We start from the raw sequence: 22,024 nt of genomic DNA, 5'->3' as shown, positions 1-22,024 counted from the left end.
ATATGTGTATAAGACACAGGCCAATATGGTTTTATTTATACATGTCTGACGCAGTACCTTTCGCGGCCGCCTAAATGGCGGCCGCTGGCTTTTTCAGAATCGCTCTGGGCCTCGAATACAAGGGCGCGCGCTATCGTGGTTTTCAACGCCAGGGGCCCAAGGTTCCGACGATCCAGGAACACCTGGAAACGGCCTTGTCCAAGGTCGCTGGTGGTGCCCCAGTCAGCATTCTGTGCGCAGGGCGTACCGATGCCTCTGTGCATTCCAGTGGCCAGGTGGTGCACTTCGATACCACTGTCGAGCGCTCGCTGCATGCCTGGATCATGGGCGCCAACATGAACCTGCCCAATGACATCAGCGTGACCTGGGCGAAGGTGATGCCGGCACACTTTCATGCGCGCTTTTCGGCCATGGCGCGGCGCTACCGGTACGTGATCTACAATGATCCGATCCGCCCGGCGCACATGGCCGAGGAAGTTACCTGGAACCATCGGCCGCTGGATGTCGCACGCATGCGTGAGGCCGCTCGGGCGCTGGTCGGGACGCATGATTTCAGCGCATTCCGGGCGATGCGTTGTCAGGCCAAATCACCAGTCAAGACAGTGCATCACCTGCAACTGATCGAGCATGGCCGCTTCATCGTGCTGGATATCCGCGCCAATGCTTTTCTGCACCATATGGTGCGAAACATCGCTGGTGTGTTGATGACCATTGGTGCTGGCGAACGGCAACCGGAGTGGGCGCGCGAGGTGCTCGAGCGTGGCGATCGACATAGCGGGGGAGTGACAGCGCATCCCTACGGCTTATATCTGATACAGGTCGATTACCCGGATGAGTTCGAATTGCCGCAACGCTATCTCGGGCCTCATTTTCTCTCCGGTCTGCCGGACGTGCGACAGCCATAAGCCTTTGTTACCATCCGAGCCCGGATGGCGAGAGGTATGAACGTGACGGTCGTGCGCAGCAAGATTTGTGGTATCACCCGCATCGAGGATGCTCTGGCGGCGGTAGCGGCCGGAGCCGATGCCATCGGCCTGGTGTTCTACGGGAAAAGCCCACGAGCAGTCGGTGTCGGGCAGGCCGCAGCTATCCTGCAGGCGTTACCGCCGTTCGTGACCACTGTCGGGCTGTTCGTCGACATGCCGCGCGACCAACTGCAGCAGTTGCTGCAGCGCCTGCCGCTGGATCTGCTGCAGTTTCATGGTGATGAATCGCCGGCTGACTGTGAGGGCCATGGTCGCCCCTACATCAAGGCGCTGCGGGTCCGCCCCGGTGAGGACGTGGCTGCAGCCATGGCGCCCTACAGTGGTGCGCGGGGTATTCTGTTGGATACCTTCGTCGAGGGCGTGCCGGGGGGCACGGGTGCTTCGTTCGATTGGTCGCTGGTGCCGGAAAATGCTGCCAAGCCAATCATCCTGGCCGGCGGCCTCGATGCGGGCAATGTTGCAGAGGCCATTCGCCAGGTTCGCCCCTACGCCGTGGATGTCAGTGGTGGGGTCGAGGCCAGTAAAGGCATAAAGGATGCAGGCAAGATTCACGCATTCGTACAGGCGGTGCGTGATGCTCGATGTGACGGCAATTGAGGCAGGGCCGTCAATTAGCCTGTCACGCCGCCATGGGCTCGTTTCGACGGGCGCTGGGTGCGGCAGAAAAGAATTGCTGGAGATGGGCGTTTCACGATGAGGCGTTCATCCGAACCAACGGTTATGGAGAAATGACAGCATGAGCAACTGGTTGGTAGACAAACTCATTCCCTCGATCATGCGTTCCGAGGTGAAGAAGAGCTCTGTGCCCGAGGGCCTGTGGCACAAATGTCCGTCCTGTGATGCCGTGCTCTACCGTCCCGAGCTGGAAAAGACACTCGATGTCTGCCCCAAGTGCAATCACCACATGCGTATCGGTGCTCGCGCACGCATCGACATTTTCCTCGACGCCGAAGGCCGCGAGGAGATCGGTGCTGATCTGGAGCCGGTCGATCGCCTGAAATTCCGCGACAGCAAGAAGTACAAGGACCGTCTGGCTGGTGCGCAGAAGCAGACTGGTGAGAAGGATGCACTGATCTCCATGAGTGGCACCCTCGAAGGCATGCCGATCGCCGTTTGCGCGTTCGAGTTCTCCTTCATGGGCGGCTCGATGGGCGCCATCGTCGGCGAGCGTTTCGTTCAGGCGGCCAATGTCGCACTGGAGAAACGCTGCCCGCTGGTGTGCTTCTCTGCCTCCGGTGGTGCGCGCATGCAGGAAGCGCTGATCTCTCTGATGCAGATGGCCAAGACCTCGGCGGCTCTGGCGCGCTTGCGTGAAGAGGGCCTGCCGTTCATCTCCGTATTGACCGATCCGGTTTATGGCGGCGTCTCCGCCAGTTTGGCGATGCTTGGTGACGTCATCGTGGCCGAGCCGAAAGCGCTGATCGGTTTCGCCGGTCCACGCGTGATCGAGCAGACCGTACGCGAGAAATTGCCGGAAGGCTTCCAGCGTAGCGAGTTCCTCATCGAACATGGCGCCATCGACATGATCATTTCGCGCGACGAACTGCGTCCGCGCCTGGCGCGTCTGCTTGCGCAAATGATGAATCGCCCCTCTCCGGTTTCCCTGCCGGCCACTGCATGACCGAACGTAGCCTGGGCGAGTGGCTCGCTTACCTCGAGCAGTTGCATCCGTCGGCCATCGACATGGGCCTGGAGCGCTCGCGTGAGGTGGCGCAGCGGCTCGGCCTGGGCAAGCCAGCGCCATTGGTGGTTACCGTCACGGGCACCAATGGCAAGGGCTCTACCTGTGCCTTTCTCGCCAGTCTGATCGCAGCTCAGGGGCAGCGCGTTGGTGTCTATAGTTCACCGCACCTGCTGCGTTACAACGAGCGTGTGCTTGTGCAGGGGCGAGAAGCCAGCGACGACGAGTTATGCCAGGCTTTTGCGGCGGTCGAAGCCGCGCGCGGCGAGATCTCCCTGACCTATTTCGAGATGGGCACGCTGGCCGCTTTCTGGTTGTTCGAGCGTGCTCAGCTGGATGCCGTGGTGCTTGAGGTCGGCCTCGGTGGGCGCCTGGATGCGGTGAATCTGGTCGATGCCGATCTGGCTCTGATCACCAGCATTGGTCTGGATCACGCTGACTGGCTGGGCGATACCCGCGAGTCGGTCGCCTTCGAAAAGGCCGGGATCATGCGCGCCGGCATGCCCGCGTTGTGCGGTGATCTCGACCCGCCGCAGCCCTTGCTGGAACAGGCGGTGACCCTGGACACGCCGTTGTTCCTGCGTGGTCGCGACTACGACCTCGGTGTGCAGGCGCAGGGCTGGTCCTGGTATGGCCTTGACGTCAAAGGCCAGGTCCTGCGACTTGAGCACCTGCCGCTTCTCGATCTGCCAATGGAAAACGCTGCACTGGCGTTGCAGGCCTATGCGCTTCTGCCGCTGCCGTGGGATTACCAGCAGATCGTCCAGGCCCTGCTCGCCACGCGGGTAACCGGGCGTCTGGATCGTCGCGCGCTGGATTGGCGAGGCAAGTCACTCACACTGTTGCTCGATGTTGGGCATAATCCTCATGCGGCTGATTATCTGGCGCAGCGCCTGGAGAGTCGCCCGCTGAATGGAAAACGCTGGGCGGTGTTCGGTTTGTTGGCCGACAAGGACTTGCCTGGCGTGGTGGCGCCGCTTCTGAGCCTGGTTGCTGGCTGGGCCGTGGCGCCGCTGGATACGCCGCGTTCACGCTCTGCCGACGAGGTGGCCGAGCACCTGCGGGGGCAGGGCATGCTGGTGGCGCAATACCTGGACGTGCGTGCCGCGCTCGATGCGCAGTGCGAGCAGGCGGCAGAGGGTGACGAGATACTGTTGTTCGGATCGTTTTTCTGCGTGGCCGAGGCCCTGAATTGGCTGGCCCGCCCGGCTTGATAAGGGGATTGGGGATGGCAATGCTGGACAGTGGGCTCAAGCAGCGCATGGTTGGTGCTCTGGTGCTGGTGGCACTGGCGGTGATTTTCCTGCCGATGCTGCTGTCGCGCGAAGATGAGATGCGTCGCGTGGTGGTGGATGCGCCAGCCATGCCGCAAGCGCCGGCTACGGCCGAGATCATCGTGGAGCCTGCCGAGGTCGTTGAACCCGAAGAGTTGCCGCAGGAGCCGGTTCCCGTCGAAGAGGTGGAGCCTCAGGTCGTCGAGGTGCCTGAGCAGCCCGCGCCCACTGCGCCGCCCGTTGCGCAGCAGAGCACACCTGATCCGGTCAAGACCGAGCAAGCGACAAGCACTGCTCCTGCCAAGCCGGAAGGGCGCCTGGACGCCAATAGCCTGCCGATCAGCTGGTCGGTGCAGTTGGCCAGTCTGTCCAGTCGCGCTGGGGCAGAAAATCTGCAGAAAACTCTGCGCAGCCAAGGCTACAACGCCTATATCCGTGCCTTCGATGGCATGAACCGGGTGTTCGTCGGCCCGCTGATCGAGCGCGCCGAAGCCGAGCGTCTGCGTGATCAGCTCAATCGCCAGCACAAGCTCAGCGGTTTTGTCGTGCGCTTCCAGCCGGAAGCAGGCTAAGCAAGCAAGGGACTTTGCGGTGCCTGGTTACTCGATGTGCCGGGCTCTGCTAAAATGCTCCGCCTTTTCCGCTGGTAGGCCGCACCGTGGTATTCACCTGGGTCGATTGGGCGATCATCGCCGTCATCGCCATCTCTAGTTTGATCAGTCTCAAGCGCGGTTTCGTCAAGGAAGCCCTGTCGCTGCTGACCTGGATCATTGCAGGTGTGGTCGCCTGGATGTTCGGTGGCGCACTGGCTCAGCATCTCGTCGAATTTATCGAAACGCCTTCTGCGCGGGTCATCGCGGCCTGTGCCATTCTCTTCATCGCCACCTTGCTGGTGGGTGCTTTGGTCAATTTCCTCATTGGCGAGCTGATCCGCGTGACAGGCCTGTCCGGTACCGACCGTTTTCTCGGTATGGTTTTCGGCGCCGCGCGTGGTGGTTTGTTGGTGGTACTGCTGGTCGGGCTGATCAGCCTGGCGCCAGTGGAGCAGGATACGTGGTGGCAACAGTCGCAACTGGTGCCGCATTTTCTGATGGTCGCCGACTGGTCGAAGAACCTCATTCTGGGGTGGTCCGATCAGTGGTTTACCGGTGGATCGGCTCACCCAGCTGATCTGCTTTAAAAGAGTGGCCGCTGCGGAGTAACCGCTGCATCGGTCGCTGAATTAGCCTGAACTATCTAGCAGGGGTCGTGGCACATGTGTGGCATCGTCGGTATCGTCGGTAAATCGAACGTCAATCAGGCGCTGTATGACGGGCTCACCGTCCTCCAGCACCGCGGCCAGGATGCTGCCGGTATTGTCACCAGCCATGATGGCCGCCTGTTCCTGCGCAAGGACAATGGCCTGGTGCGTGACGTGTTCCAGCAGCGCCACATGCAGCGCCTGGTCGGTCACATGGGTATCGGCCATGTGCGCTACCCGACCGCTGGCAGCTCTAGCTCGGCCGAGGCTCAGCCGTTCTACGTCAACTCGCCGTACGGCATCACCCTGGCGCACAACGGCAACCTGACCAACGTCGAGCAGTTGGCCAAGGAAATCTACGAGTCCGATCTGCGCCACGTGAACACCAATTCCGACTCGGAAGTGCTGCTCAACGTGTTCGCCCACGAACTGGCCCAGCGCGGCAAGCTGCAGCCCACCGAGGAAGACGTGTTCGCTGCCGTTACCCACGTGCACGAGCGCTGCCTGGGCGGTTACGCCGTGGTGGCAATGATCACTGGCTATGGCATCGTCGGCTTCCGTGACCCCAACGGCATTCGCCCGATCGTGTTTGGCCAGCGTCATACCGACGAAGGCGTCGAGTACATGATCGCCTCCGAGAGCGTATCGCTGGACGTGCTGGGTTTCACCCTGATCCGCGACCTGGCACCGGGCGAGGCTGTGTACATCACTGAAGAGGGCAAGTTGTTCACCCGCCAGTGCGCGGCAAACCCGCAGTACGCGCCCTGCATCTTCGAGCACGTTTACCTGGCGCGCCCGGACTCGATCATGGACGGTATCTCGGTGTACAAGGCGCGTCTGCGCATGGGCGAGAAGCTGGCTGACAAGATCCTGCGCGAGCGTCCAGAGCACGACATCGACGTGGTCATCCCGATTCCCGACACCAGCCGCACGGCGGCGCTGGAGTTGGCCAATCACCTGGGCGTGAAATTCCGCGAAGGTTTCGTCAAGAATCGCTACATCGGCCGTACCTTCATCATGCCCGGCCAGGCGGCACGCAAGAAATCCGTGCGGCAGAAACTCAACGCCATCGAGCTGGAGTTCCGCGGCAAGAACGTGATGCTGGTGGACGACTCCATCGTGCGTGGCACGACCTGTAAGCAGATCATTCAGATGGCCCGCGAGGCCGGAGCGAAGAATGTCTACTTCTGCTCTGCGGCCCCGGCAGTGCGCTACCCGAACGTCTACGGTATCGACATGCCCAGCGCCCATGAGCTGATTGCCCATGGTCGTACCACCGAGGAAGTCTGCGAGCTGATCGGTGCCGACTGGCTGATCTATCAGGATCTGCCGGATCTGATCGAGGCCGTCAGCGGCAGCAAGAAGATCAAGATCGACAACTTCGACTGCGCGGTGTTTGACGGCAAGTACGTCACTGGCGACGTCGATGAGGCCTACCTGGATAAGATCGAGCAGGCGCGTAATGATGCCAGCAAGGTCAAGTCGCAGGCAGTCAGCGCGATCATCGATCTGTATAACAACTGATGCGAGCGGGCAGGGCAGCGGTCCTGCCCGGTCCGTAGCCCGGATGCAATCCGGGGGAATGTCACTCTGAATTTCCCGGATTGCATCCGGGCTACTTTTTGTGAGGTAGCGATATGACTCTGGAATGGGAAGCCGGCAGGCTGGACAGTGACCTGGATGGCGTGGGCTTCGACACCTTGGCCGTGCGTGCAGGTCAGCACCGTTCGCCTGAAGGCGAGCATGGCGAAGCGTTGTATCTGACCTCCAGTTACGTGTTTCGTACCGCTGCCGATGCTGCCGCGCGTTTTGCTGGCGAAGTGCCGGGCAACGTCTATTCGCGCTATACCAACCCTACCGTGCGTACCTTCGAGGAGCGCATTGCCGCACTGGAAGGCGCCGAACAGGCGGTGGCCACTGCCTCCGGCATGTCGGCGATCCTCGCCATCGTCATGAGCCTGTGCAGTGGCGGTGACCATGTGTTGGTATCGCGCAGCGTATTCGGTTCGACCATCAGCCTGTTCGAGAAGTACCTCAAGCGCTTTGGCATCGAGGTGGATTACGTGCCGCTGGCGGATCTTGATGCCTGGCAGGGCGCGTTCAAGCCCAATACCAAACTGCTGTTCGTCGAGTCGCCTTCCAATCCGCTGGCCGAACTGGTGGATATCGCCGCACTGGCCGAGATCGCCCATGCTCGCGGCGCGCTGCTGGCAGTGGACAACTGTTTCTGCACGCCGGCCCTACAGCAGCCGCTGAAACTTGGCGCAGATATCGTCATGCATTCGGCGACCAAGTACATCGACGGCCAGGGCCGTGGTCTGGGCGGTGTGGTTGCCGGTCGCAGTGAGCAGATGAAGGAAGTGGTGGGTTTCCTGCGTACCGCCGGGCCGACCCTCAGCCCGTTCAACGCCTGGATGTTCGTCAAGGGCCTGGAGACGCTGCGTATCCGTATGCGCGCGCAGAGCGAGAGTGCCCTGCAACTGGCTCTATGGCTGGAACAGCAGCCGCAGGTCGAGCGTGTGTACTACGCTGGCCTGCCCAGCCATCCGCAGCACGAGCTGGCGAAGAAGCAGCAGAGCGCCTTTGGCGCGGTGGTCAGTTTCGAGGTCAAGGGCGGCCGTGACGCCGCATGGAAAGTGATCGATGGCACTCGCGTCATTTCGATCACCACCAACCTCGGCGACACCAAGACCACCATCGCCCACCCGGCAACCACTTCGCACGGTCGGCTGACGCCGCAGGAGCGCGCCAATGCTGGCATCCGCGACAGCCTGATTCGCGTTGCAGTAGGCCTGGAAGAGCTGGAAGACCTCAAGACAGATCTGGCGCGCGGCCTGGCCGCACTCTGAGCATGTTGGAGTGGGGCACGAATGACACGCCCAACAATGGGCGTGTCGCGTTGGTCACCGGAGCCGCGCATGGTATCGGCCTGGGCATCAGTGCCTGGCTGATCACCGAGGGTTGGCAGGTGGTGCTGGCCGACGTGGACCGTGAGCGGGGCTCCAAGGTAGCGCGTGTGCTGGGTAACAATGCCTGGTTCGTAGCCATGGACGTAGCCAAGGAAGATCAGGTCAGTGTCGGTGTTGCCGAGATACTCGGCCAGTTCGGCCGACTCGATGCGCTGGTGTGCAATGCAGCTATCTCCGATCCGCACACCCCGCCGCTGGAGTCGCTCGATCTCAAGCGCTGGAATCGTACGCTGGCGGTCAACCTGACCGGTGCCATGCTGCTGGCCAAGCACTGCGCGCCGTATCTGCGTGGTCATCGCGGCGCCATCGTCAATATCGCCTCGACCCGTGCCAGCCAGTCCGAAGCCGATTGCGAGGCCTACGCTGCGAGCAAGGGTGGCCTCGTTGCGCTCACGCATGCGCTATCGGTCAGCCTGGGGCCGGAGGTGCGGGTCAACTGCGTCAGCCCTGGCTGGATCGACGCTCGTGACCCGTCGCAGCAACGCCTGGAGCCACTGTCGGTGTTCGATCATGCGCAGCATCCGGTTGGCCGTGTCGGTACGGTAGAGGATGTCGCGGCGCAGGTTGCCTGGCTGCTCTCCGATGCGGCCGGTTTCGTCACCGGGCAGGAGTTCGTCATCGATGGCGGCATGAGCCGCAAGATGATCTACCAAGACTGATTGGTAGGAGCGAGCTCTGCTCGCGAAATGCAGTGTTGCAGGCGCTTCGCGAGCTGCGCTAGCCCCCTACGGACTCGATAGAAACGAAAAAGGCTCCCGAAGGAGCCTTTTTCATGTGTGGCCGAATTACATGTTGGGGTAATTCGGGCCACCGGTGCCTTCCGGCGCAACCCAGGTGATGTTCTGGGCCGGGTCCTTGATGTCGCAGGTCTTGCAGTGCACGCAGTTCTGCGCGTTGATCTGGAATTTCTTCTCGCCGTCTTCCTGCGTCACCACTTCGTACACGCCGGCCGGGCAGTAACGCTGCGCCGGTTCGTCGTACAGCGGCAGGTTCTTCGCCAGCGGGATGCTCGGGTCAGTGAGCTTCAGGTGGCAGGGCTGCTCTTCTTCGTGGTTGGTGTTGGAGAGGAACACCGAGCTCAGTTTGTCGAAGCTGAGTTTGCCGTCCGGTTTTGGGTAGGCGATCTTCGTGCTCTCTGCGGCCGGCTTCAGGCAGGCGTAATCCGGCTTGTTGTCGTGCAGGGTGAAGGGGATCTTGCCGCCGAAGATGTTCTGATCCAGCCAGTTTATGCCGCCGCCAACGATGGCGCCGTACTTGTGGATGGCTGCGCCGAAGTTACGGCTGCGGAACAGCTCGTCGTAAAGCCAGCTGGCTTTGAAACCATCGACGTAGTTGTTCAGATCGTCACCGCCCTCACGGCCAGCGGCCAGAGCTTCGGTGATGGCGTCGGCGGCGAGCATGCCGGATTTCATCGCGGTGTGGCTGCCCTTGATCTTGGCGAAGTTCAGCGTGCCGAGGTCGCAGCCGATCAGGGCGCCACCCGGGAAGACCATCTTCGGTAGCGAGTTCAGGCCGCCCTTGGCGATGGCGCGGGCGCCATAGGCCACGCGCTTGCCGCCTTCCAGGTACTGGGCAATCACCGGGTGGTGCTTGTAGCGCTGGAATTCGTCGAACGGCGACAGGTGCGGGTTGGCGTAGGACAGGTCGATGATCAGGCCCACTACGACCTGGTTGTTCTCCAGGTGATAGAGGAAGGAGCCGCCTGTATTCTCGGTGCCCATGATGTCCATCGGCCAACCAGCGGTGTGCACCACCAGACCCTGGTCATGCTTGGTCGGGTCGATATCCCAGATTTCCTTGATGCCGATGCCGTAATGCTGGGCATCGGCTTCGCTGTCGAGGTTGTACTTCTTGATCAGCTGCTTGCCGATGTGGCCACGGCAGCCTTCGGCGAACAGGGTGTACTTGGCACGCAGTTCCATGCCCGGGGTGTAATAGCCTTCCTTCGGATTGCCTTCGCGATCGACGCCCAGATCACCGGTGACGATGCCGCGTACCACGCCGCTTTCGTCGATCAGCGCTTCCTGAGCGGCGAAGCCTGGGTAGATCTCTACACCCAGGTTCTCGGCCTGCTGAGCCAGCCAGCGGCACAGGTTGCCCAGGGAAATAATGTAATTGCCTTCGTTGTGCATGGTTTTCGGCACAAAGAAGTCTGGAATTCGGGTAGCCTTGTCGGCGTCGCGCAGCAGATAGATGTCATCGCGCTTGACCGGGGTGTTCAGCGGGGCGCCGAGCTCTTTCCAGTCGGGGAAGAGTTCATTGAGGGCGCGCGGTTCGAACACTGCACCGGAGAGGATATGAGCGCCAACTTCGGAGCCTTTCTCGACCACGCAGACGCTGATCTCTTGACCCGCTTCAGCGGCTTTCTGCTTCAGTCGGCAGGCGGCGGACAGTCCGGACGGGCCGGCGCCGACGATGACGACGTCGAACTCCATAAATTCGCGTTCCACAGGCTATCTCCTACTCAAGGCTCTTCGATGTTTTATATTGGAGGGCACGGCTCACCCCCTAACCGCGGCGTGGGCATTATATCTACACCCTCTCTGCGGGCCAATACAAACGTTTGTTTGAATTTTCTGTAGGCCTGTTAGAATCGTACTACATCGCGGATGACCGGCCAGTTCGCTGTATTGACCAGGCCAGGCCGCGGGGTCAAGATACGGGCGGTTTTGCGCTCGCCGTCTGGGCTGAAAGGTTGGCTCCTGCCAATTTATATCGCTGACCAGGCTCGCCTTGGCGAGATTCTTATTCACCGGAGAGTAACGAGGAATCCATGAAGGTTCTTGTAGCTGTCAAACGAGTGGTTGACTACAACGTCAAGGTTCGCGTCAAGGCGGACAACAGCGGCGTCGACCTCGCCAACGTCAAGATGTCCATGAACCCCTTCTGCGAAATCGCCGTGGAAGAAGCCGTACGCCTGAAGGAGAAGGGCGTGGCGAGCGAAATCGTCGTCGTCTCCATCGGCCCGGCTACCGCTCAAGAACAGCTGCGCACCGCGCTGGCTCTGGGTGCCGACCGCGCTATCCTGGTCGAATCCAATGACGAGCTGAACTCCCTGGCCGTGGCCAAGCTGCTCAAGGCAGTGGTCGACAAGGAGCAGCCGCAGCTGGTGATCATGGGCAAGCAGGCCATCGACAGCGACAACAACCAGACCGGCCAGATGCTGGGCGCCCTGACTGGCTTCGGCCAAGGCACCTTCGCCTCCAAGGTCGAAGTGGCTGGCGACAAGGTCAACGTCACCCGTGAGATCGATGGCGGTCTGCAGACCGTTGCGCTGAACCTGCCGGCGATCGTCACCACCGACCTGCGCCTGAACGAGCCGCGCTACGCGTCGCTGCCGAACATCATGAAGGCCAAGAAGAAGCCGCTGGAAACCGTTACCCCGGACGCCCTGGGCGTTTCCACCGCTTCCACCGTCAAGACCCTGAAAGTCGAAGCGCCAGCTGCTCGCAGCGCAGGCATCAAGGTCAAGTCCGTGGCTGAACTGGTCGAGAAACTGAAGAACGAGGCGAAGGTAATCTAAATGACTATCCTGGTTATCGCTGAACACACCAATGCCGCTCTGGCTCCTGCCACGCTGAACACCGTTGCCGCTGCGCAGAAGATCGGTGGCGACATCCACGTGCTGGTAGCCGGTGCCAACGCTGGCGCTGCTGCCGAAGCCGCTGCCAAGATCGCTGGCGTGGCCAAAGTCCTAGTTGCCGACAACGCTGCCTATGCCAACCAGCTGCCGGAGAACGTTGCTCCGCTGGTAGCCGAGCTGGGCAAGAGCTACAGCCACATCCTGGCTGCCGCCACCAGCAACGGCAAGAACATCCTGCCGCGCGTCGCTGCTGCACTGGACGTCGATCAGATCTCCGAGATCATCGCCGTTGAAAGCGCCGACACCTTCAAGCGCCCGATCTATGCCGGTAACGCCATCGCGACCGTGCAGTCCTCGGCTGCCATCAAGGTGATCACCGTACGTAGCACCGGTTTCGATGCCGCTGCTGCCGAAGGTGGCTCCGCTGCTGTTGAAGCCGTTTCCGGTCCGACCGATGCCGGCAAGTCCGCCTTCGTTGGCGAAGAGCTGGCCAAGTCCGACCGTCCGGAACTGACCGCTGCCAAGATCGTCGTATCCGGCGGCCGTGGTATGGGCAATGGCGACAACTTCAAGCACCTGTACTCCCTGGCTGACAAGCTGGGCGCTGCAGTCGGCGCTTCCCGCGCTGCGGTCGACGCCGGTTTCGTCCCGAACGATATGCAGGTCGGTCAGACCGGCAAGATCGTTGCGCCGCAGTTGTACATCGCCGTCGGTATCTCCGGCGCGATCCAGCACCTGGCCGGTATGAAGGACTCCAAGGTGATCGTCGCGATCAACAAGGACGAAGAGGCGCCGATCTTCCAGGTCGCCGACTACGGTCTGGTTGCCGACCTGTTCGAAGCTGTACCTGAGCTGGAGAAGTCGGTCTAAACCGCTTTTCCCGCAACGAAAAAACCCGCTCACCAGAGCGGGTTTTTTATTGCCTGCGCGTTGCTCGCGATCAGCGCCTGGCCATCACTTCAGGCCTTCGAGAAAGTCTCGGTAGAGCAGGGCGCTTTCTTCAGGACGTTCGAGCATGGGTGCGTGACCGACGTTATCCATGATCACCACACTGGGTTTGTTCAGCAGGGGTTGCATGACCTCGATGCTGGAGATATCCAGCACGCGGTCCTGCCTGCCCCAGAGCAGCAGGGTCGGCGCCTGAATCTTGGACAGCTCGGGCGCCAGCGGCACTGGGCGCTCCACGAGTTGCTTGAATACCTGGTCGTAATGCGTGGCCTTGGCCATGGCGCGTTCGCCCAGATAGCGTTTGAGCGATTCCGGCAGGTAGGGCGGTTCGAAGAAGACGAAATGCAGCAGCTTGTCGAAATCCTGCGGCTGTTTGACCACCAGCGGGTTTGGCGAGCCACTGGTCAGCAGTTGATACAGTTCGCTCTTGCTTGGGCTGTCGATCCCGGCATTGGCGAACAGTGCCAGCGAGCGGACGCGTTCCGGGTAGCGCGCGGCGAAGAGGGCGGCAATCTGTCCGCCCATCGAGTTGCCCAGCACGTGCGCCTGCTGGATGCCCAGCGCGTCGAGGATATCCGCCAGGCGCTCGGCCTGGGTACCGACGTCGTAGCTGCCAGGCGGCAGATCGCTGTCGCCGAAGCCCGGCAGGTCCAGTGCGATGACGCGATAGTCCTGAGTCAGGTGGCGGGAAAAACGCAGCCAGTTATCCTTGTCTGCAGCGAACCCGTGGAGCAGTACCAGGGTTTCGCCGCTTGCCGGTCCTCCCCGGTAATAATGGATGTTAAGATTGTGGACAGATAGTTGCTCGTGACTGAGCCCGGCGCGGTACTGTTCTATCAGGCGCAGGCTGGCCAGTTGAGTCGCTGGAACGAAATACAGCGTGGCGGCGCTGCCTGATAGCAGAAGCAGCAGTGCGAACAGCAGTTTTTTCATGGCGCGTCCTTATCGCGAATTATTATGGCGGCGCCATTAAGCTAGCATGAACACCGAGGATGCCGGGGTGCCAAGACCATCCCACCGATCAACGCATAAACCGAGAGTAGCCAATGCCAGAGCGTTGTCTGTTTAAGTCGCTGTTGCTGTGGTGCGCCCTGGCTCTGATGCCAGCCGCTGCTCTGGCTGCCGGTAAGTGCGAGCGCCTGGTGGCGACCGGCAACCCGGAGTATCCCCCTTATCTTTGGCGTGACCCGCAGAATCCGCAGCAACTGATCGGCGCCAATGCCGACCTGCTCAAGCATCTGGCCAAGGAACTGGGCGTGGTGGTCGACGTGATCTACACCGGGCCTTGGTCGCGCGCGCAGGACGAAGTGCGTACCGGCCGTGTCGACCTGCTGGCTGGGGCGTTTCTGACGCTACCGCGTCTGGAGAACATGGATTACGTGCACCCTGCATTCTTCTTCACGCCGAGCGTGGTCTGGGTGCGCAAGGGCGAGGCCTTTCCCTACGGCAGTTGGATCGACCTGCAAGGGCATACCGGCGACACCTTGGTGGGCAATAGCTTCGGCCAGCAGTTCGACGCCTTCGCCAAGCAGAACCTGAAGCTGGAGGGTGTCTCCAGCCTGACGCAGGCTTTCCAGAAACTGCTGCTCGGCCGCACCGACTACGTGCTCTACGAGCGCTACCCCGGCCTCGCGCTCGCCGAGACGCTGGGTATGGACGATGACCTGGAGGTACTGGATCCGCCGATTTCCAGCGAAGGCCTCTACCTTACCTTGTCGCACAATTCGGCGTGCAACGAGCCCTGGCTGCGTGGCCAGCTGGCGCGGAAAATGACAGAAATGGTCGCCGCCGGCCTGCCTGAGCAGTTCCTACAAAGCAATCTAGAGCTTTGGAAGGCGCAGCAGATGCAGCCCGACCCGGTTGGCGACGTCACTCAGTAGGAAAATCTCGTGATCAATCGACCCCTTCCCTTGCTGCTGGCGCTGGGCCTGACGGCCTGTGCGAGCGATCCTGCACCCGTCGAACAACTGCGTCTGACCGAACAGGCGTTGGCGCAGACCAAGTCCCTGGGTGTGGTCAGCGAGCAATCGGAGTCGCTGCGCCAGGCTGAGGACAAGTTCGCGCAGGCCCAGGCCGCCATGCGGGACGATGAGAACAAGCAGGCGCGCCAGCTCGCCGAACAGGCCGAGCTTGATGCGCGCCTGGCCGAGGCTGAGCACCTCAACGGTAAAGGACGGGAACAGCTGAATGAACTCAATCAGCGCATCGGCCGTCTGCGTCAGCAACTGGGGGCCATGTGATGAGGGCGTATGGTTATCTGGGCAGTCTGGCGCTGGTCGTTACCTTGCTCAGTGGTTGCGCGACCAACCAGATGGCGAGTGAGCAGGCGCTGGAAGAGGCGCGTCTGAGCTTCCAGGCGGTCAAGGAAGATCCCAGCGTGCTGCGCGCTGCACCCAAGGACGTGATTCGCGCCGGCGAATCACTGGGCCGTGCCGAGCGCCTGTCCAGCTACTGGGGCAGTGGTGACGATGTGCGTCATTACGCTTACCTCAGCCAGCGCTATGCCGCGATCGCCCGCCAGCACAGTGATATCAGCCTCAACCAGGAGCGGGCGGCCAAGCTCGAGCTGGAGCGCCAGCGTCTGCAACTGACGCTGCGCGAGGCCAAGCTGATGAGCGTGCAGCAGCATAACGGGTGGCTGGAAGAGCAGATGGTCAGCCTCGCCACCAGCGAGACCGAGCGGGGCCTGGTGATGACCCTCGGTGACATGCTGTTCGACGCCGGCCGCGCCGATCTACAGCCGGCCGCCAACCGCACGGTGCTCAAGCTCGTGCAATTCCTGCAGATCAACCCGCAGCGCCGCGTGCGTATCGAGGGCTATACCGACAACACCGGCGACGCTGCCGAGAATCTCGAGCTTTCCCGCGCGCGGGCGCAGGCCGTGGCCGACCTGCTGGTCGACCTGGGCGTGGATGCCAAGCGGATTCAGGTAGCTGGTTACGGGGTCGACTTCCCTGTTGCGGAAAATGCCTCTGCCCGTGGCCGGGCGCAGAATCGGCGGGTGGAGATTGTCTTCTCCGACGAGCGAGGCCAGCTCGGCGCCGAGCGCTGAGGGTCAGCAGTCAAGAACCCCGGCATCGTCCGGGGTTTTTTATGCCTTGAATCAGGCTTAGACGTGGTGTTTTACGCATACAGACAGTTGGTACAGAGCTGCTTGTGAAAAGTGTTTTCATCTGTGCCGGTACAATTGTGTAGCAATAGGTTACTGTTATGCTCCAGTGATCTGAAGGATATCGCCATGACCAATCTGTTGCTTTACCAACGCATCGCTCAGCAGTTGGCCGAGGATATTCGTCGTGGCGTCTACCAGCCGGGTGAACGCGTGCCCTCGGTGCGCAAGATGAGCGCCCAGCTCAATGTCAGCCACGCCACGGTGTTGCAGGCGTACGCCAATCTCGAGGATCAGGGCCTGATCCGAGCGCGGCCGCAGTCGGGCTTCTACGTACATCAGACACCGGCACTGACCGCGCCGACTCCGGATATCGCCAAGGTTGAGCGGCCGGGCCTGGTGACTCGCGCCAGCATCATCAATCAGGTGCTTACCGAGTCGCGTCGCGAGGGCGTATTCCCGCTGGGCGCCGCGGTGCCGCATGTCGACTACTTGCCGGTGCGTGCGCTGCACCAGCAACTGGCCAAGGTCACGCGCTTTCACAGTCCGCGTGCCTTCAGCTACATGTTCAGCCCCGGCTTTGAGCCGCTGCGTCGCCAAGTGGCGATCCGCATGCGCGATGCCGGCGTGGTGGTCGACCCGTCCGAGGTGGTGATCACCCATGGCTGCGTCGATGCGCTGCAGATGAGCCTGCGCGTGCTGACCAAGCCAGGTGACCTGATCGCGGTGGAGTCGCCGACCTACTACGGCCTGCTGCAGTTGGCCGACCTGCTGGGGCTCAAGGTCATCGAGATCCCGTGCGACCCCACCACCGGCATCAGCCTCGAAGCGCTGCAACTGGCGGCCAACCAGTGGCCGATCAAGGCACTGGTGCTGACGGCGCGGCTGTCCAATCCGCTTGGTGGCACCATCCCCGAGGAGCGCCAGCGTCAGTTGTTGCGCCTGGCTGGCGATTACGATTTCCAGATCGTCGAAGACGATATTTACGGCGAGCTGATGTTCGAACAGGGCCCGACCAAGGCGCTCAAGTCTCATGATCGCGACAGCCGGGTGATCTATTGCTCGAGCTTCTCCAAGACGCTTTCGCCCGGTGTGCGCATCGGCTGGATCGTCGCTGGCAAGTATCAGGACGAGATCCAGCGGCTGCAGACTTTCTCCACCCATTCGGCGTGCAGCGTCACCCAGATGGCCGTAGCGGCCTACCTGGAGAATGGCGGGTACGACCGTCACCTGCGGCATATCCGTCAGGAGTACCGCAAGAACCTCAGCGCCTTCCAACTGGCGGTGCAGCAGTATTTCCCGGTTGGTACGCAGATGACCCGGCCCAAGGGCGGCTTCATTCTCTGGGTCAGCCTGCCGGCGCGGGTCAACACCAAGGATCTGCATGTGCGCGCGCTGCAGCAGGGCATCTCCATCGCACCGGGACTGATCTTCAGCAACACCGAGCAGTTCAACCATTGCGTACGCCTTAACTGCGGCATCCCGTGGAATCGCGAGGCGGAGAGGGCGTTGATGACCCTGGGCATGCTGGCCACGCAGCTGTGCCAGGAAGCGGGCGGTTCCTGGGAGGATTAAAAAGTCCGTCTCGTTTTAACCCGATTCATCGAAGGGCTGCGTCTACCTGAGCGAAGGTCTCGTGCCATTGCTCAGGAGGTGCACCATGTCCGTTTATTCCTCGTTGCTCGTTCGCCCATTCGCCGTCGGTTTTTCCGCGGGGACCTTGCTGTTGCTCGCCGCCTGCAGCGCCTCTGGCCCGGAGCCGGAAGCCCAGGCCAACTCGGAACCGGCGGCGACACTCGTCCGTGAACGTCTGGCTGCGCCCGTAGCAGCCGAGATGCCTGCCGCAGGCAGCCAGAAACGCATGTCGGCCCTGGCTTACGCGCCGTCGCCCATCGCCGATGTCCTGCCACCGGGCTACCGCGATGAGTCACGCGAGCAATACCAGGCCTATGCCGACAATCCGGTGTTCGCCGTTGCCGAGACACCGGTGTCCACCTTCAGCATCGATGTCGATACCGGTAGCTACGCCAACGTGCGGCGTTTCCTCAACGGTGGGCAACTGCCGCCGAAGGACGCCGTGCGCCTGGAAGAGCTGGTCAACTACTTCCCCTATGCCTATCCGCTGCCGCAGGGCGCCGCACCTTTTGGCGTCAGCACCGAGTTGGCGGTGACGCCGTGGAATCCGCAGACACGCCTGCTGCGCATCGCCATCAAGGCGTCGGATCGCAGCGTGGATGAACTGCCGCCGGCCAACCTGGTGTTTCTGGTCGACGTGTCTGGTTCGATGCATCGCCGCGAAGGCCTGCCGATGGTGCAGGGCACCCTTAAATTGCTGGTCGAGCAGTTGCGTCCGCAGGATCGCGTCTCGCTGGTCACCTATGCCGGTGACAGCCAGGTGGTGCTCGATTCCACGCCCGGCAGCGACAAGGCGAAGATCCGTGCGGCCATCGATCAGCTCAGTGCGGGTGGTTCGACGGCAGGGGAGTCGGGCATCCAGCTGGCCTACAAGCAGGCGGGCAAGCACCAGATCGATGGCGGCATCAATCGCATCCTGCTGGCCACCGATGGCGACTTCAACGTCGGCATCAGCGACTTCGACAGCCTCAAGCAGCTGGCTGCCGACAAGCGCAAGAGCGGCGTCTCGCTGACCACCCTGGGTTTTGGCGTGGACAACTACAACGAGCGCCTGATGGAGCAGCTGGCCGACGCCGGCAATGGCAATTACGCCTATATCGACAACCTGCGCGAGGCGCGCAAGGTGTTGGTGGATCAGCTCGGCTCGACCCTGGCCACGGTGGCCAGCGACGTGAAGCTGCAACTGGAATTCAACCCGAGCGAGGTTAGCGAGTACCGCTTGCTGGGCTACGAGAACCGCGCACTCAAGCGTGAGGATTTCAGCAATGACAAGGTCGATGCCGGCGATATCGGCGCAGGGCATACCGTTACCGCGCTGTACGAGATCGTCCCGGCCGGTGCCAAGGGCTGGCTGGAGCCGCTGCGTTATCAGACCAGTGCCCAGCCCGCGAGCAAGAGCGGCGAACTGGCCTGGTTGCGGATTCGCTACAAGACGCCGGGGGAGGCGTCCAGCCGGATGCTGGAGCGGCCCATTGCGCGTGCCGAGGCGACGCCGGTCGCGGCTGCCAGCGAGGATCTGAGGTTCGCCGCTGCGGTCGCGGCCTTCGCCCAACAGCTCAAGGACGGTCGCTACACCGGCGACTTCGATCTGGCGCAGAGCATCGCGCTGGCGCGCTCGGCCAAGGGCGAGGATCACTTCGGTCTGCGTGGCGAGTTCATCCAGCTGGCCGAAATCGCCCAGAGCCTGCACACTTCCGGCTCCACACCAGTAAGAGTTCAGCAGTGAACGCACCTCTCACGGATGACGACGCCGCTTTGTTGCGGCGTTACCGCCGAGGCGATGCCGCGGCCTTTAATGCGCTCTACCAGCGCCATCGGCTGGGCCTGTTTCGCTTTCTGCTCGGCCTGTGCGGCGATCACGCCCTGGCCGAAGAAGTGTTCCAGGAAACCTGGATGAGCCTGGTGCGAAGCCAGAGCGAGCAGCGCGAGTCGGTGCTGTTCAAGACCTGGCTGTACCAGATCGCCCGCAACCGCTTGATCGATCACTGGCGCAAGACGGGCCGACATCAGGCCGGGCATGACGAATACGATGAAGGCCAGCATGCCCAGGCCGATCCGCAGCCAAGCCCTGAGCAGCAGTGGAGCCTCAGTCGCGACAGTGAGCGGCTGCAGGCGGCACTGGCCGACCTTCCGGAAGACCAGCGCGAAGTGTTCCTGCTGCGCGCCCATGGCGACCTGGAACTGAACGAGATTGCCGAGTTGACCCGCACGCCGGCCGAGACGGTCAAGAGCCGTCTGCGCTATGCCTTGCAGAAGCTACGCCGGCTGTTGGCCACCGAGGAGTTGTCCGTATGAACCATGAACGAGAACCTCTGGACCACGAGCAGGCGCTGCTGGCGCATTTTCGTGCCCATGGCAGCGGCGAACCTTCGGCCGAGCTGGATGCGCGCATTCTGACGGCGGCCAGTGCGGCTGCTCGTGAAGCGCGTCAGGCCGACAAGCCTGAATCTGGCTGGGTGCAGCGCCTGCATCAATGGTTGTTTGGCAGTGGCCGCCAGCGCTGGTCGGTGGCCGTGGCCGGGTTGGCCTGTGTCGGGATTGGCGCCAGCCTGACTTGGCGCACTCTGGAGCAGACGCCAGATGCCTTTGATGCCGTACCGCCCAGCGTGGCCATGAGCCCCGCTGCACCAGCCCCGACACCGATGGCGGCCAAGCGTGCTGCCGAGAACGAGTCGGTGGCGCGTATGGCTGTCCCTCAGGAGCGCATGAGGAGCCAGGCGCCTTCTGCCGATATAGCGGAGGCACCGATGGCCAGCACGGCGGCAATTGCTCCGATGGCAGAATTGGTGATCCAGAGCGAACCACGCGAGGCGTTGCTGCGTCTGCTGGAGCTGCGCAAGGCCAATAAGCAGGAGGAGGCGCAGCGTCTGCTGGAGCAGCTCAAGGCCGATTATCCGCAACTGGATATCGAGGCCGAGCTCGAGCATCTGGCTAACGAGCCGTCAGCCGAATGAGCTTCCGGGTAAAAGTCGTGTAAGTCGACTTGTCAGGCGCGCCCAGGCGGAGGAGCATGGGCGCGTTACTGATCGAGTTACCCTTGTCCCATGATGCGTAAGTCTATTCTTTTATTCCTGTGCCTGGGTTGGCTGAGCGCGTGTGAGCGCGAGCCGGAGCCCGTTGCGCAGCAGCCTGAGGTAAAGCCGGCAGTGGTTGCAGCACCTGCGCCCGTTGTCGAGGTTGCCAAGCCCGAGCCTGTCGAACCTGCGCCGCCTGCCAAGGTGGTCGAAAGCAAGCCCGTGCCTCCTGCCAAACCGCCTGTTGCCGCGAAGCCCAAGCCTGCTGCGGCACCACAACCCAAGCCCGCCGAGCCCGAATCGAAGCTGGCGCTGGACCTGAACGTGCCGCAGGAGCTGTTCGAACAAGCACTGGAAAGCGAAACGCGCGAGGAACTGTTGCCGGTGCTGCCGCCACTGTTTGGCGAGAAACCCGAAGTCCAGAGCCCGTTCCAGATCAGCGGTCGGCTGATCAGCAACGAGCGAGTGGACGACTACTGGGATTCGATCGAAGGTGCCGAGGTGCAATTCGAATTCAAGCAGTAGCCGTGCGCGCTGGGCAAGGCGCGAACCCCACGGTTGTCTTGGTGCGCGCGGCGCACGCCATGGGGCAGGCATCGAGACCTCAATCGACGAACAGATCCGGCACGAGGCTGCCGCCAGCGGGGTCGAAGCGGTACTGCTCGAAGTCACTGACGCCCTGCTCGCGCAGGATCTCCTCGTCGATCAGCAGGCGCCCGGTGATGCTGCGGCCCTGGCTGGCCAGGATCGCGTGGGCCGCGTCGGCCATGATCGCCGGGGTGCGCGCGCGCTTGAAGGCGTCGCGGCTGCCCAGCTCGAACTCGATGGCGGCGGTGGCGATCATGGTCTTCGGCCACAGCGAGTTGACGCTGATGCCGTACTTCTTGAACTCCTCGCTCATGCCCAGGGTAAGCATGCTCATGCCGTACTTGGTGACGGTGTAGGGGCCGTGTTGGGCGAACCATTTAGCGTCTAGGTTGAGTGGCGGCGAGAGGTTGATGATGTGCCCGCCAGCGCTTTTCTTGATATAGGGAAGTGCGGCCTGGCTGCAGACCATCACGGCGCGGGTGTTGATCTGGTACATCAGGTCGAAACGCTTGGGTTCGAGCTTCTCCACGCCCACCAGCTTGATCGCGCCGGCGTTGTTGACGAGGGCGTCGATGCCGCCGAAATGTTCGGCGGCCTGGGCCATGGCAGCTGCCACGGCCTGTTCGTCACGCACGTCCAACTGCAGGGATAGCGCCTTGCCGCCTGCGGCCTCGACCTCGGCGGCGACGCTGAAGATGGTGCCTTCGAGTTTCGGGTGAGGCTCGGCGCTCTTGGCCGCGATGACGATATTGGCGCCATCGGCGGCGGCCTTGAGGGCGATCTCGCGGCCGATGCCACGGCTGGCGCCGGTGATGAACAGGGTCTTGCCGGAAAGTGACATGGACGTGCTCCTTCATTGTTGTTATGGGGCTGTGGGGGGGGGGGGGGGGTGGGGGGGGGGGTGTAAGGACTACACCAACCCCCCCCCCGCGGGGGGGGGGGCCAACACGCGCGGCGGGTGGGACCCACCCACGACGACGGGGGGCAGCGGGCGACC

22 protein-coding genes are annotated in these 22,024 nt (G+C 62.2%); 19 read left to right on the top strand and 3 right to left on the bottom strand.

Annotated features, from left to right (window positions below; all coding sequences use genetic code 11):
* Positions 1-74 precede the first annotated feature (74 nt).
* From truA to EGJ86_RS23460, 9 genes are all read left to right on the top strand, one after another.
* On the top strand, positions 75-905 hold the full coding sequence (gene truA, locus EGJ86_RS23500; protein ID WP_125836819.1) for a tRNA pseudouridine(38-40) synthase TruA: 831 nt from the start codon (positions 75-77) through the stop codon (positions 903-905).
* Positions 906-929: 24 nt separating this feature from the next.
* A complete protein-coding gene (locus EGJ86_RS23495; RefSeq protein ID WP_125836818.1) occupies positions 930-1,583 on the top strand; it encodes a phosphoribosylanthranilate isomerase in 654 nt (217 codons plus the stop codon).
* A 139-nt stretch (positions 1,584-1,722) separates the two neighbouring features.
* Complete coding sequence (accD, locus tag EGJ86_RS23490; RefSeq protein ID WP_099525423.1) at positions 1,723-2,607, top strand: acetyl-CoA carboxylase, carboxyltransferase subunit beta; 885 nt, start codon at positions 1,723-1,725, stop codon at positions 2,605-2,607.
* Positions 2,604-3,881 (top strand): bifunctional tetrahydrofolate synthase/dihydrofolate synthase, encoded by a 1,278-nt coding sequence (gene folC, locus EGJ86_RS23485; protein WP_125836817.1) that lies wholly within the window; start codon positions 2,604-2,606, stop codon positions 3,879-3,881. The genes accD and folC overlap by 4 nt, the downstream gene beginning before the upstream one ends.
* Positions 3,882-3,895: 14 nt before the next feature.
* A complete protein-coding gene (locus EGJ86_RS23480; RefSeq protein WP_125836816.1) occupies positions 3,896-4,513 on the top strand; it encodes an SPOR domain-containing protein in 618 nt (205 codons plus the stop codon).
* An 86-nt stretch (positions 4,514-4,599) separates the two neighbouring features.
* Positions 4,600-5,121, top strand: a complete 522-nt coding sequence (locus EGJ86_RS23475; RefSeq protein WP_003461125.1) for a CvpA family protein — start codon at positions 4,600-4,602, stop codon at positions 5,119-5,121.
* 75 nt (positions 5,122-5,196) lie between these two features.
* Positions 5,197-6,705, top strand: coding sequence for an amidophosphoribosyltransferase (purF, locus tag EGJ86_RS23470; protein WP_099525427.1), 1,509 nt, complete (start codon positions 5,197-5,199; stop codon positions 6,703-6,705).
* 113 nt (positions 6,706-6,818) lie between these two features.
* Positions 6,819-8,030 carry an O-succinylhomoserine sulfhydrylase gene (locus EGJ86_RS23465; RefSeq protein WP_125836815.1) on the top strand — a complete coding sequence of 404 codons (1,212 nt, stop codon included), beginning with the start codon at positions 6,819-6,821 and terminating at the stop codon, positions 8,028-8,030.
* A gap of 2 nt (positions 8,031-8,032) precedes the next feature.
* Positions 8,033-8,809, top strand: coding sequence for an SDR family oxidoreductase (locus tag EGJ86_RS23460; protein WP_125836814.1), 777 nt, complete (start codon positions 8,033-8,035; stop codon positions 8,807-8,809).
* A 126-nt stretch (positions 8,810-8,935) separates the two neighbouring features.
* Here EGJ86_RS23460 and EGJ86_RS23455 read toward each other — a convergent pair whose 3' ends face one another.
* Positions 8,936-10,600, bottom strand: a complete 1,665-nt coding sequence (locus EGJ86_RS23455) for an electron transfer flavoprotein-ubiquinone oxidoreductase (protein ID WP_125836813.1) — start codon at positions 10,598-10,600, stop codon at positions 8,936-8,938.
* 323 nt (positions 10,601-10,923) lie between these two features.
* Here EGJ86_RS23455 and EGJ86_RS23450 point away from each other — a divergent pair, with 323 nt between their 5' ends.
* Together EGJ86_RS23450 and EGJ86_RS23445 are read left to right on the top strand one after the other, a co-directional pair.
* On the top strand, positions 10,924-11,673 hold the full coding sequence (locus tag EGJ86_RS23450) for an electron transfer flavoprotein subunit beta/FixA family protein (RefSeq protein WP_012018936.1): 750 nt from the start codon (positions 10,924-10,926) through the stop codon (positions 11,671-11,673).
* A complete protein-coding gene (locus EGJ86_RS23445; RefSeq protein WP_125836812.1) occupies positions 11,674-12,603 on the top strand; it encodes an electron transfer flavoprotein subunit alpha/FixB family protein in 930 nt (309 codons plus the stop codon).
* A gap of 84 nt (positions 12,604-12,687) precedes the next feature.
* On the opposite strand, the gene EGJ86_RS23440 is transcribed toward EGJ86_RS23445, so the two are convergent.
* Positions 12,688-13,614, bottom strand: a complete 927-nt coding sequence (locus tag EGJ86_RS23440) for an alpha/beta fold hydrolase (protein ID WP_125836811.1) — start codon at positions 13,612-13,614, stop codon at positions 12,688-12,690.
* A 113-nt stretch (positions 13,615-13,727) separates the two neighbouring features.
* Between EGJ86_RS23440 and EGJ86_RS23435 the strand changes: the two genes are divergently transcribed.
* From EGJ86_RS23435 to EGJ86_RS23400, 8 genes are all read left to right on the top strand, one after another.
* Positions 13,728-14,561, top strand: a complete 834-nt coding sequence (locus EGJ86_RS23435) for an ABC transporter substrate-binding protein (protein ID WP_099525433.1) — start codon at positions 13,728-13,730, stop codon at positions 14,559-14,561.
* A gap of 9 nt (positions 14,562-14,570) precedes the next feature.
* Positions 14,571-14,921: a DUF4398 domain-containing protein gene (locus tag EGJ86_RS23430; protein ID WP_125836810.1), complete on the top strand. Its 351-nt coding sequence runs from the start codon at positions 14,571-14,573 to the stop codon at positions 14,919-14,921.
* A complete protein-coding gene (locus EGJ86_RS23425) occupies positions 14,921-15,733 on the top strand; it encodes an OmpA family protein (protein WP_125836809.1) in 813 nt (270 codons plus the stop codon). The genes EGJ86_RS23430 and EGJ86_RS23425 overlap by 1 nt, the downstream gene beginning before the upstream one ends.
* Before the next feature lie 186 nt (positions 15,734-15,919).
* On the top strand, positions 15,920-17,365 hold the full coding sequence (locus tag EGJ86_RS23420; protein ID WP_013715143.1) for a PLP-dependent aminotransferase family protein: 1,446 nt from the start codon (positions 15,920-15,922) through the stop codon (positions 17,363-17,365).
* A gap of 85 nt (positions 17,366-17,450) precedes the next feature.
* Positions 17,451-19,151: a VWA domain-containing protein gene (locus EGJ86_RS23415; protein ID WP_125836808.1), complete on the top strand. Its 1,701-nt coding sequence runs from the start codon at positions 17,451-17,453 to the stop codon at positions 19,149-19,151.
* On the top strand, positions 19,148-19,720 hold the full coding sequence (locus EGJ86_RS23410; RefSeq protein ID WP_125836807.1) for an RNA polymerase sigma factor: 573 nt from the start codon (positions 19,148-19,150) through the stop codon (positions 19,718-19,720). The genes EGJ86_RS23415 and EGJ86_RS23410 overlap by 4 nt, the downstream gene beginning before the upstream one ends.
* Positions 19,717-20,379: a hypothetical protein gene (locus EGJ86_RS23405; RefSeq protein WP_125836806.1), complete on the top strand. Its 663-nt coding sequence runs from the start codon at positions 19,717-19,719 to the stop codon at positions 20,377-20,379. Before EGJ86_RS23410 ends, EGJ86_RS23405 begins: the two co-directional genes overlap by 4 nt.
* A 90-nt stretch (positions 20,380-20,469) precedes the next feature.
* Positions 20,470-20,964, top strand: coding sequence for a hypothetical protein (locus EGJ86_RS23400; RefSeq protein WP_125836805.1), 495 nt, complete (start codon positions 20,470-20,472; stop codon positions 20,962-20,964).
* Between the two features lie 79 nt (positions 20,965-21,043).
* Here the strand turns inward: EGJ86_RS23400 and EGJ86_RS23395 are convergent, their stop codons facing one another.
* Positions 21,044-21,868, bottom strand: coding sequence for an NAD(P)-dependent oxidoreductase (locus tag EGJ86_RS23395; protein WP_125836804.1), 825 nt, complete (start codon positions 21,866-21,868; stop codon positions 21,044-21,046).
* Positions 21,869-22,024: the final 156 nt, after the last annotated feature.

It is taken from the genome of Pseudomonas sp. o96-267, assembly GCF_003935465.1.
GTDB lineage: Bacteria > Pseudomonadota > Gammaproteobacteria > Pseudomonadales > Pseudomonadaceae > Aquipseudomonas > Aquipseudomonas sediminis.
The sequence above is the reverse complement of the archived record's forward strand: the minus strand, read 5'-3'. Positions and strand labels throughout refer to the sequence as shown.

Coding starts and splice junctions, on each gene's coding strand:
- truA (WP_125836819.1), top strand. CDS start 75: ATGGCGGCCGCTGGCTTTTTCAGAATCGCTCTGGGCCTCGAATACAAG.
- EGJ86_RS23495 (WP_125836818.1), top strand. CDS start 930: ATGGCGAGAGGTATGAACGTGACGGTCGTGCGCAGCAAGATTTGTGGT.
- accD (WP_099525423.1), top strand. CDS start 1,723: ATGAGCAACTGGTTGGTAGACAAACTCATTCCCTCGATCATGCGTTCC.
- folC (WP_125836817.1), top strand. CDS start 2,604: ATGACCGAACGTAGCCTGGGCGAGTGGCTCGCTTACCTCGAGCAGTTG.
- EGJ86_RS23480 (WP_125836816.1), top strand. CDS start 3,896: ATGGCAATGCTGGACAGTGGGCTCAAGCAGCGCATGGTTGGTGCTCTG.
- purF (WP_099525427.1), top strand. CDS start 5,197: ATGTGTGGCATCGTCGGTATCGTCGGTAAATCGAACGTCAATCAGGCG.
- EGJ86_RS23465 (WP_125836815.1), top strand. CDS start 6,819: ATGACTCTGGAATGGGAAGCCGGCAGGCTGGACAGTGACCTGGATGGC.
- EGJ86_RS23460 (WP_125836814.1), top strand. CDS start 8,033: ATGTTGGAGTGGGGCACGAATGACACGCCCAACAATGGGCGTGTCGCG.
- EGJ86_RS23450 (WP_012018936.1), top strand. CDS start 10,924: ATGAAGGTTCTTGTAGCTGTCAAACGAGTGGTTGACTACAACGTCAAG.
- EGJ86_RS23445 (WP_125836812.1), top strand. CDS start 11,674: ATGACTATCCTGGTTATCGCTGAACACACCAATGCCGCTCTGGCTCCT.
- EGJ86_RS23440 (WP_125836811.1), bottom strand. CDS start 13,614: ATGAAAAAACTGCTGTTCGCACTGCTGCTTCTGCTATCAGGCAGCGCC.
- EGJ86_RS23435 (WP_099525433.1), top strand. CDS start 13,728: ATGCCAGAGCGTTGTCTGTTTAAGTCGCTGTTGCTGTGGTGCGCCCTG.
- EGJ86_RS23425 (WP_125836809.1), top strand. CDS start 14,921: ATGAGGGCGTATGGTTATCTGGGCAGTCTGGCGCTGGTCGTTACCTTG.
- EGJ86_RS23420 (WP_013715143.1), top strand. CDS start 15,920: ATGACCAATCTGTTGCTTTACCAACGCATCGCTCAGCAGTTGGCCGAG.
- EGJ86_RS23415 (WP_125836808.1), top strand. CDS start 17,451: ATGTCCGTTTATTCCTCGTTGCTCGTTCGCCCATTCGCCGTCGGTTTT.
- EGJ86_RS23405 (WP_125836806.1), top strand. CDS start 19,717: ATGAACCATGAACGAGAACCTCTGGACCACGAGCAGGCGCTGCTGGCG.
- EGJ86_RS23400 (WP_125836805.1), top strand. CDS start 20,470: ATGATGCGTAAGTCTATTCTTTTATTCCTGTGCCTGGGTTGGCTGAGC.
- EGJ86_RS23395 (WP_125836804.1), bottom strand. CDS start 21,868: ATGTCACTTTCCGGCAAGACCCTGTTCATCACCGGCGCCAGCCGTGGC.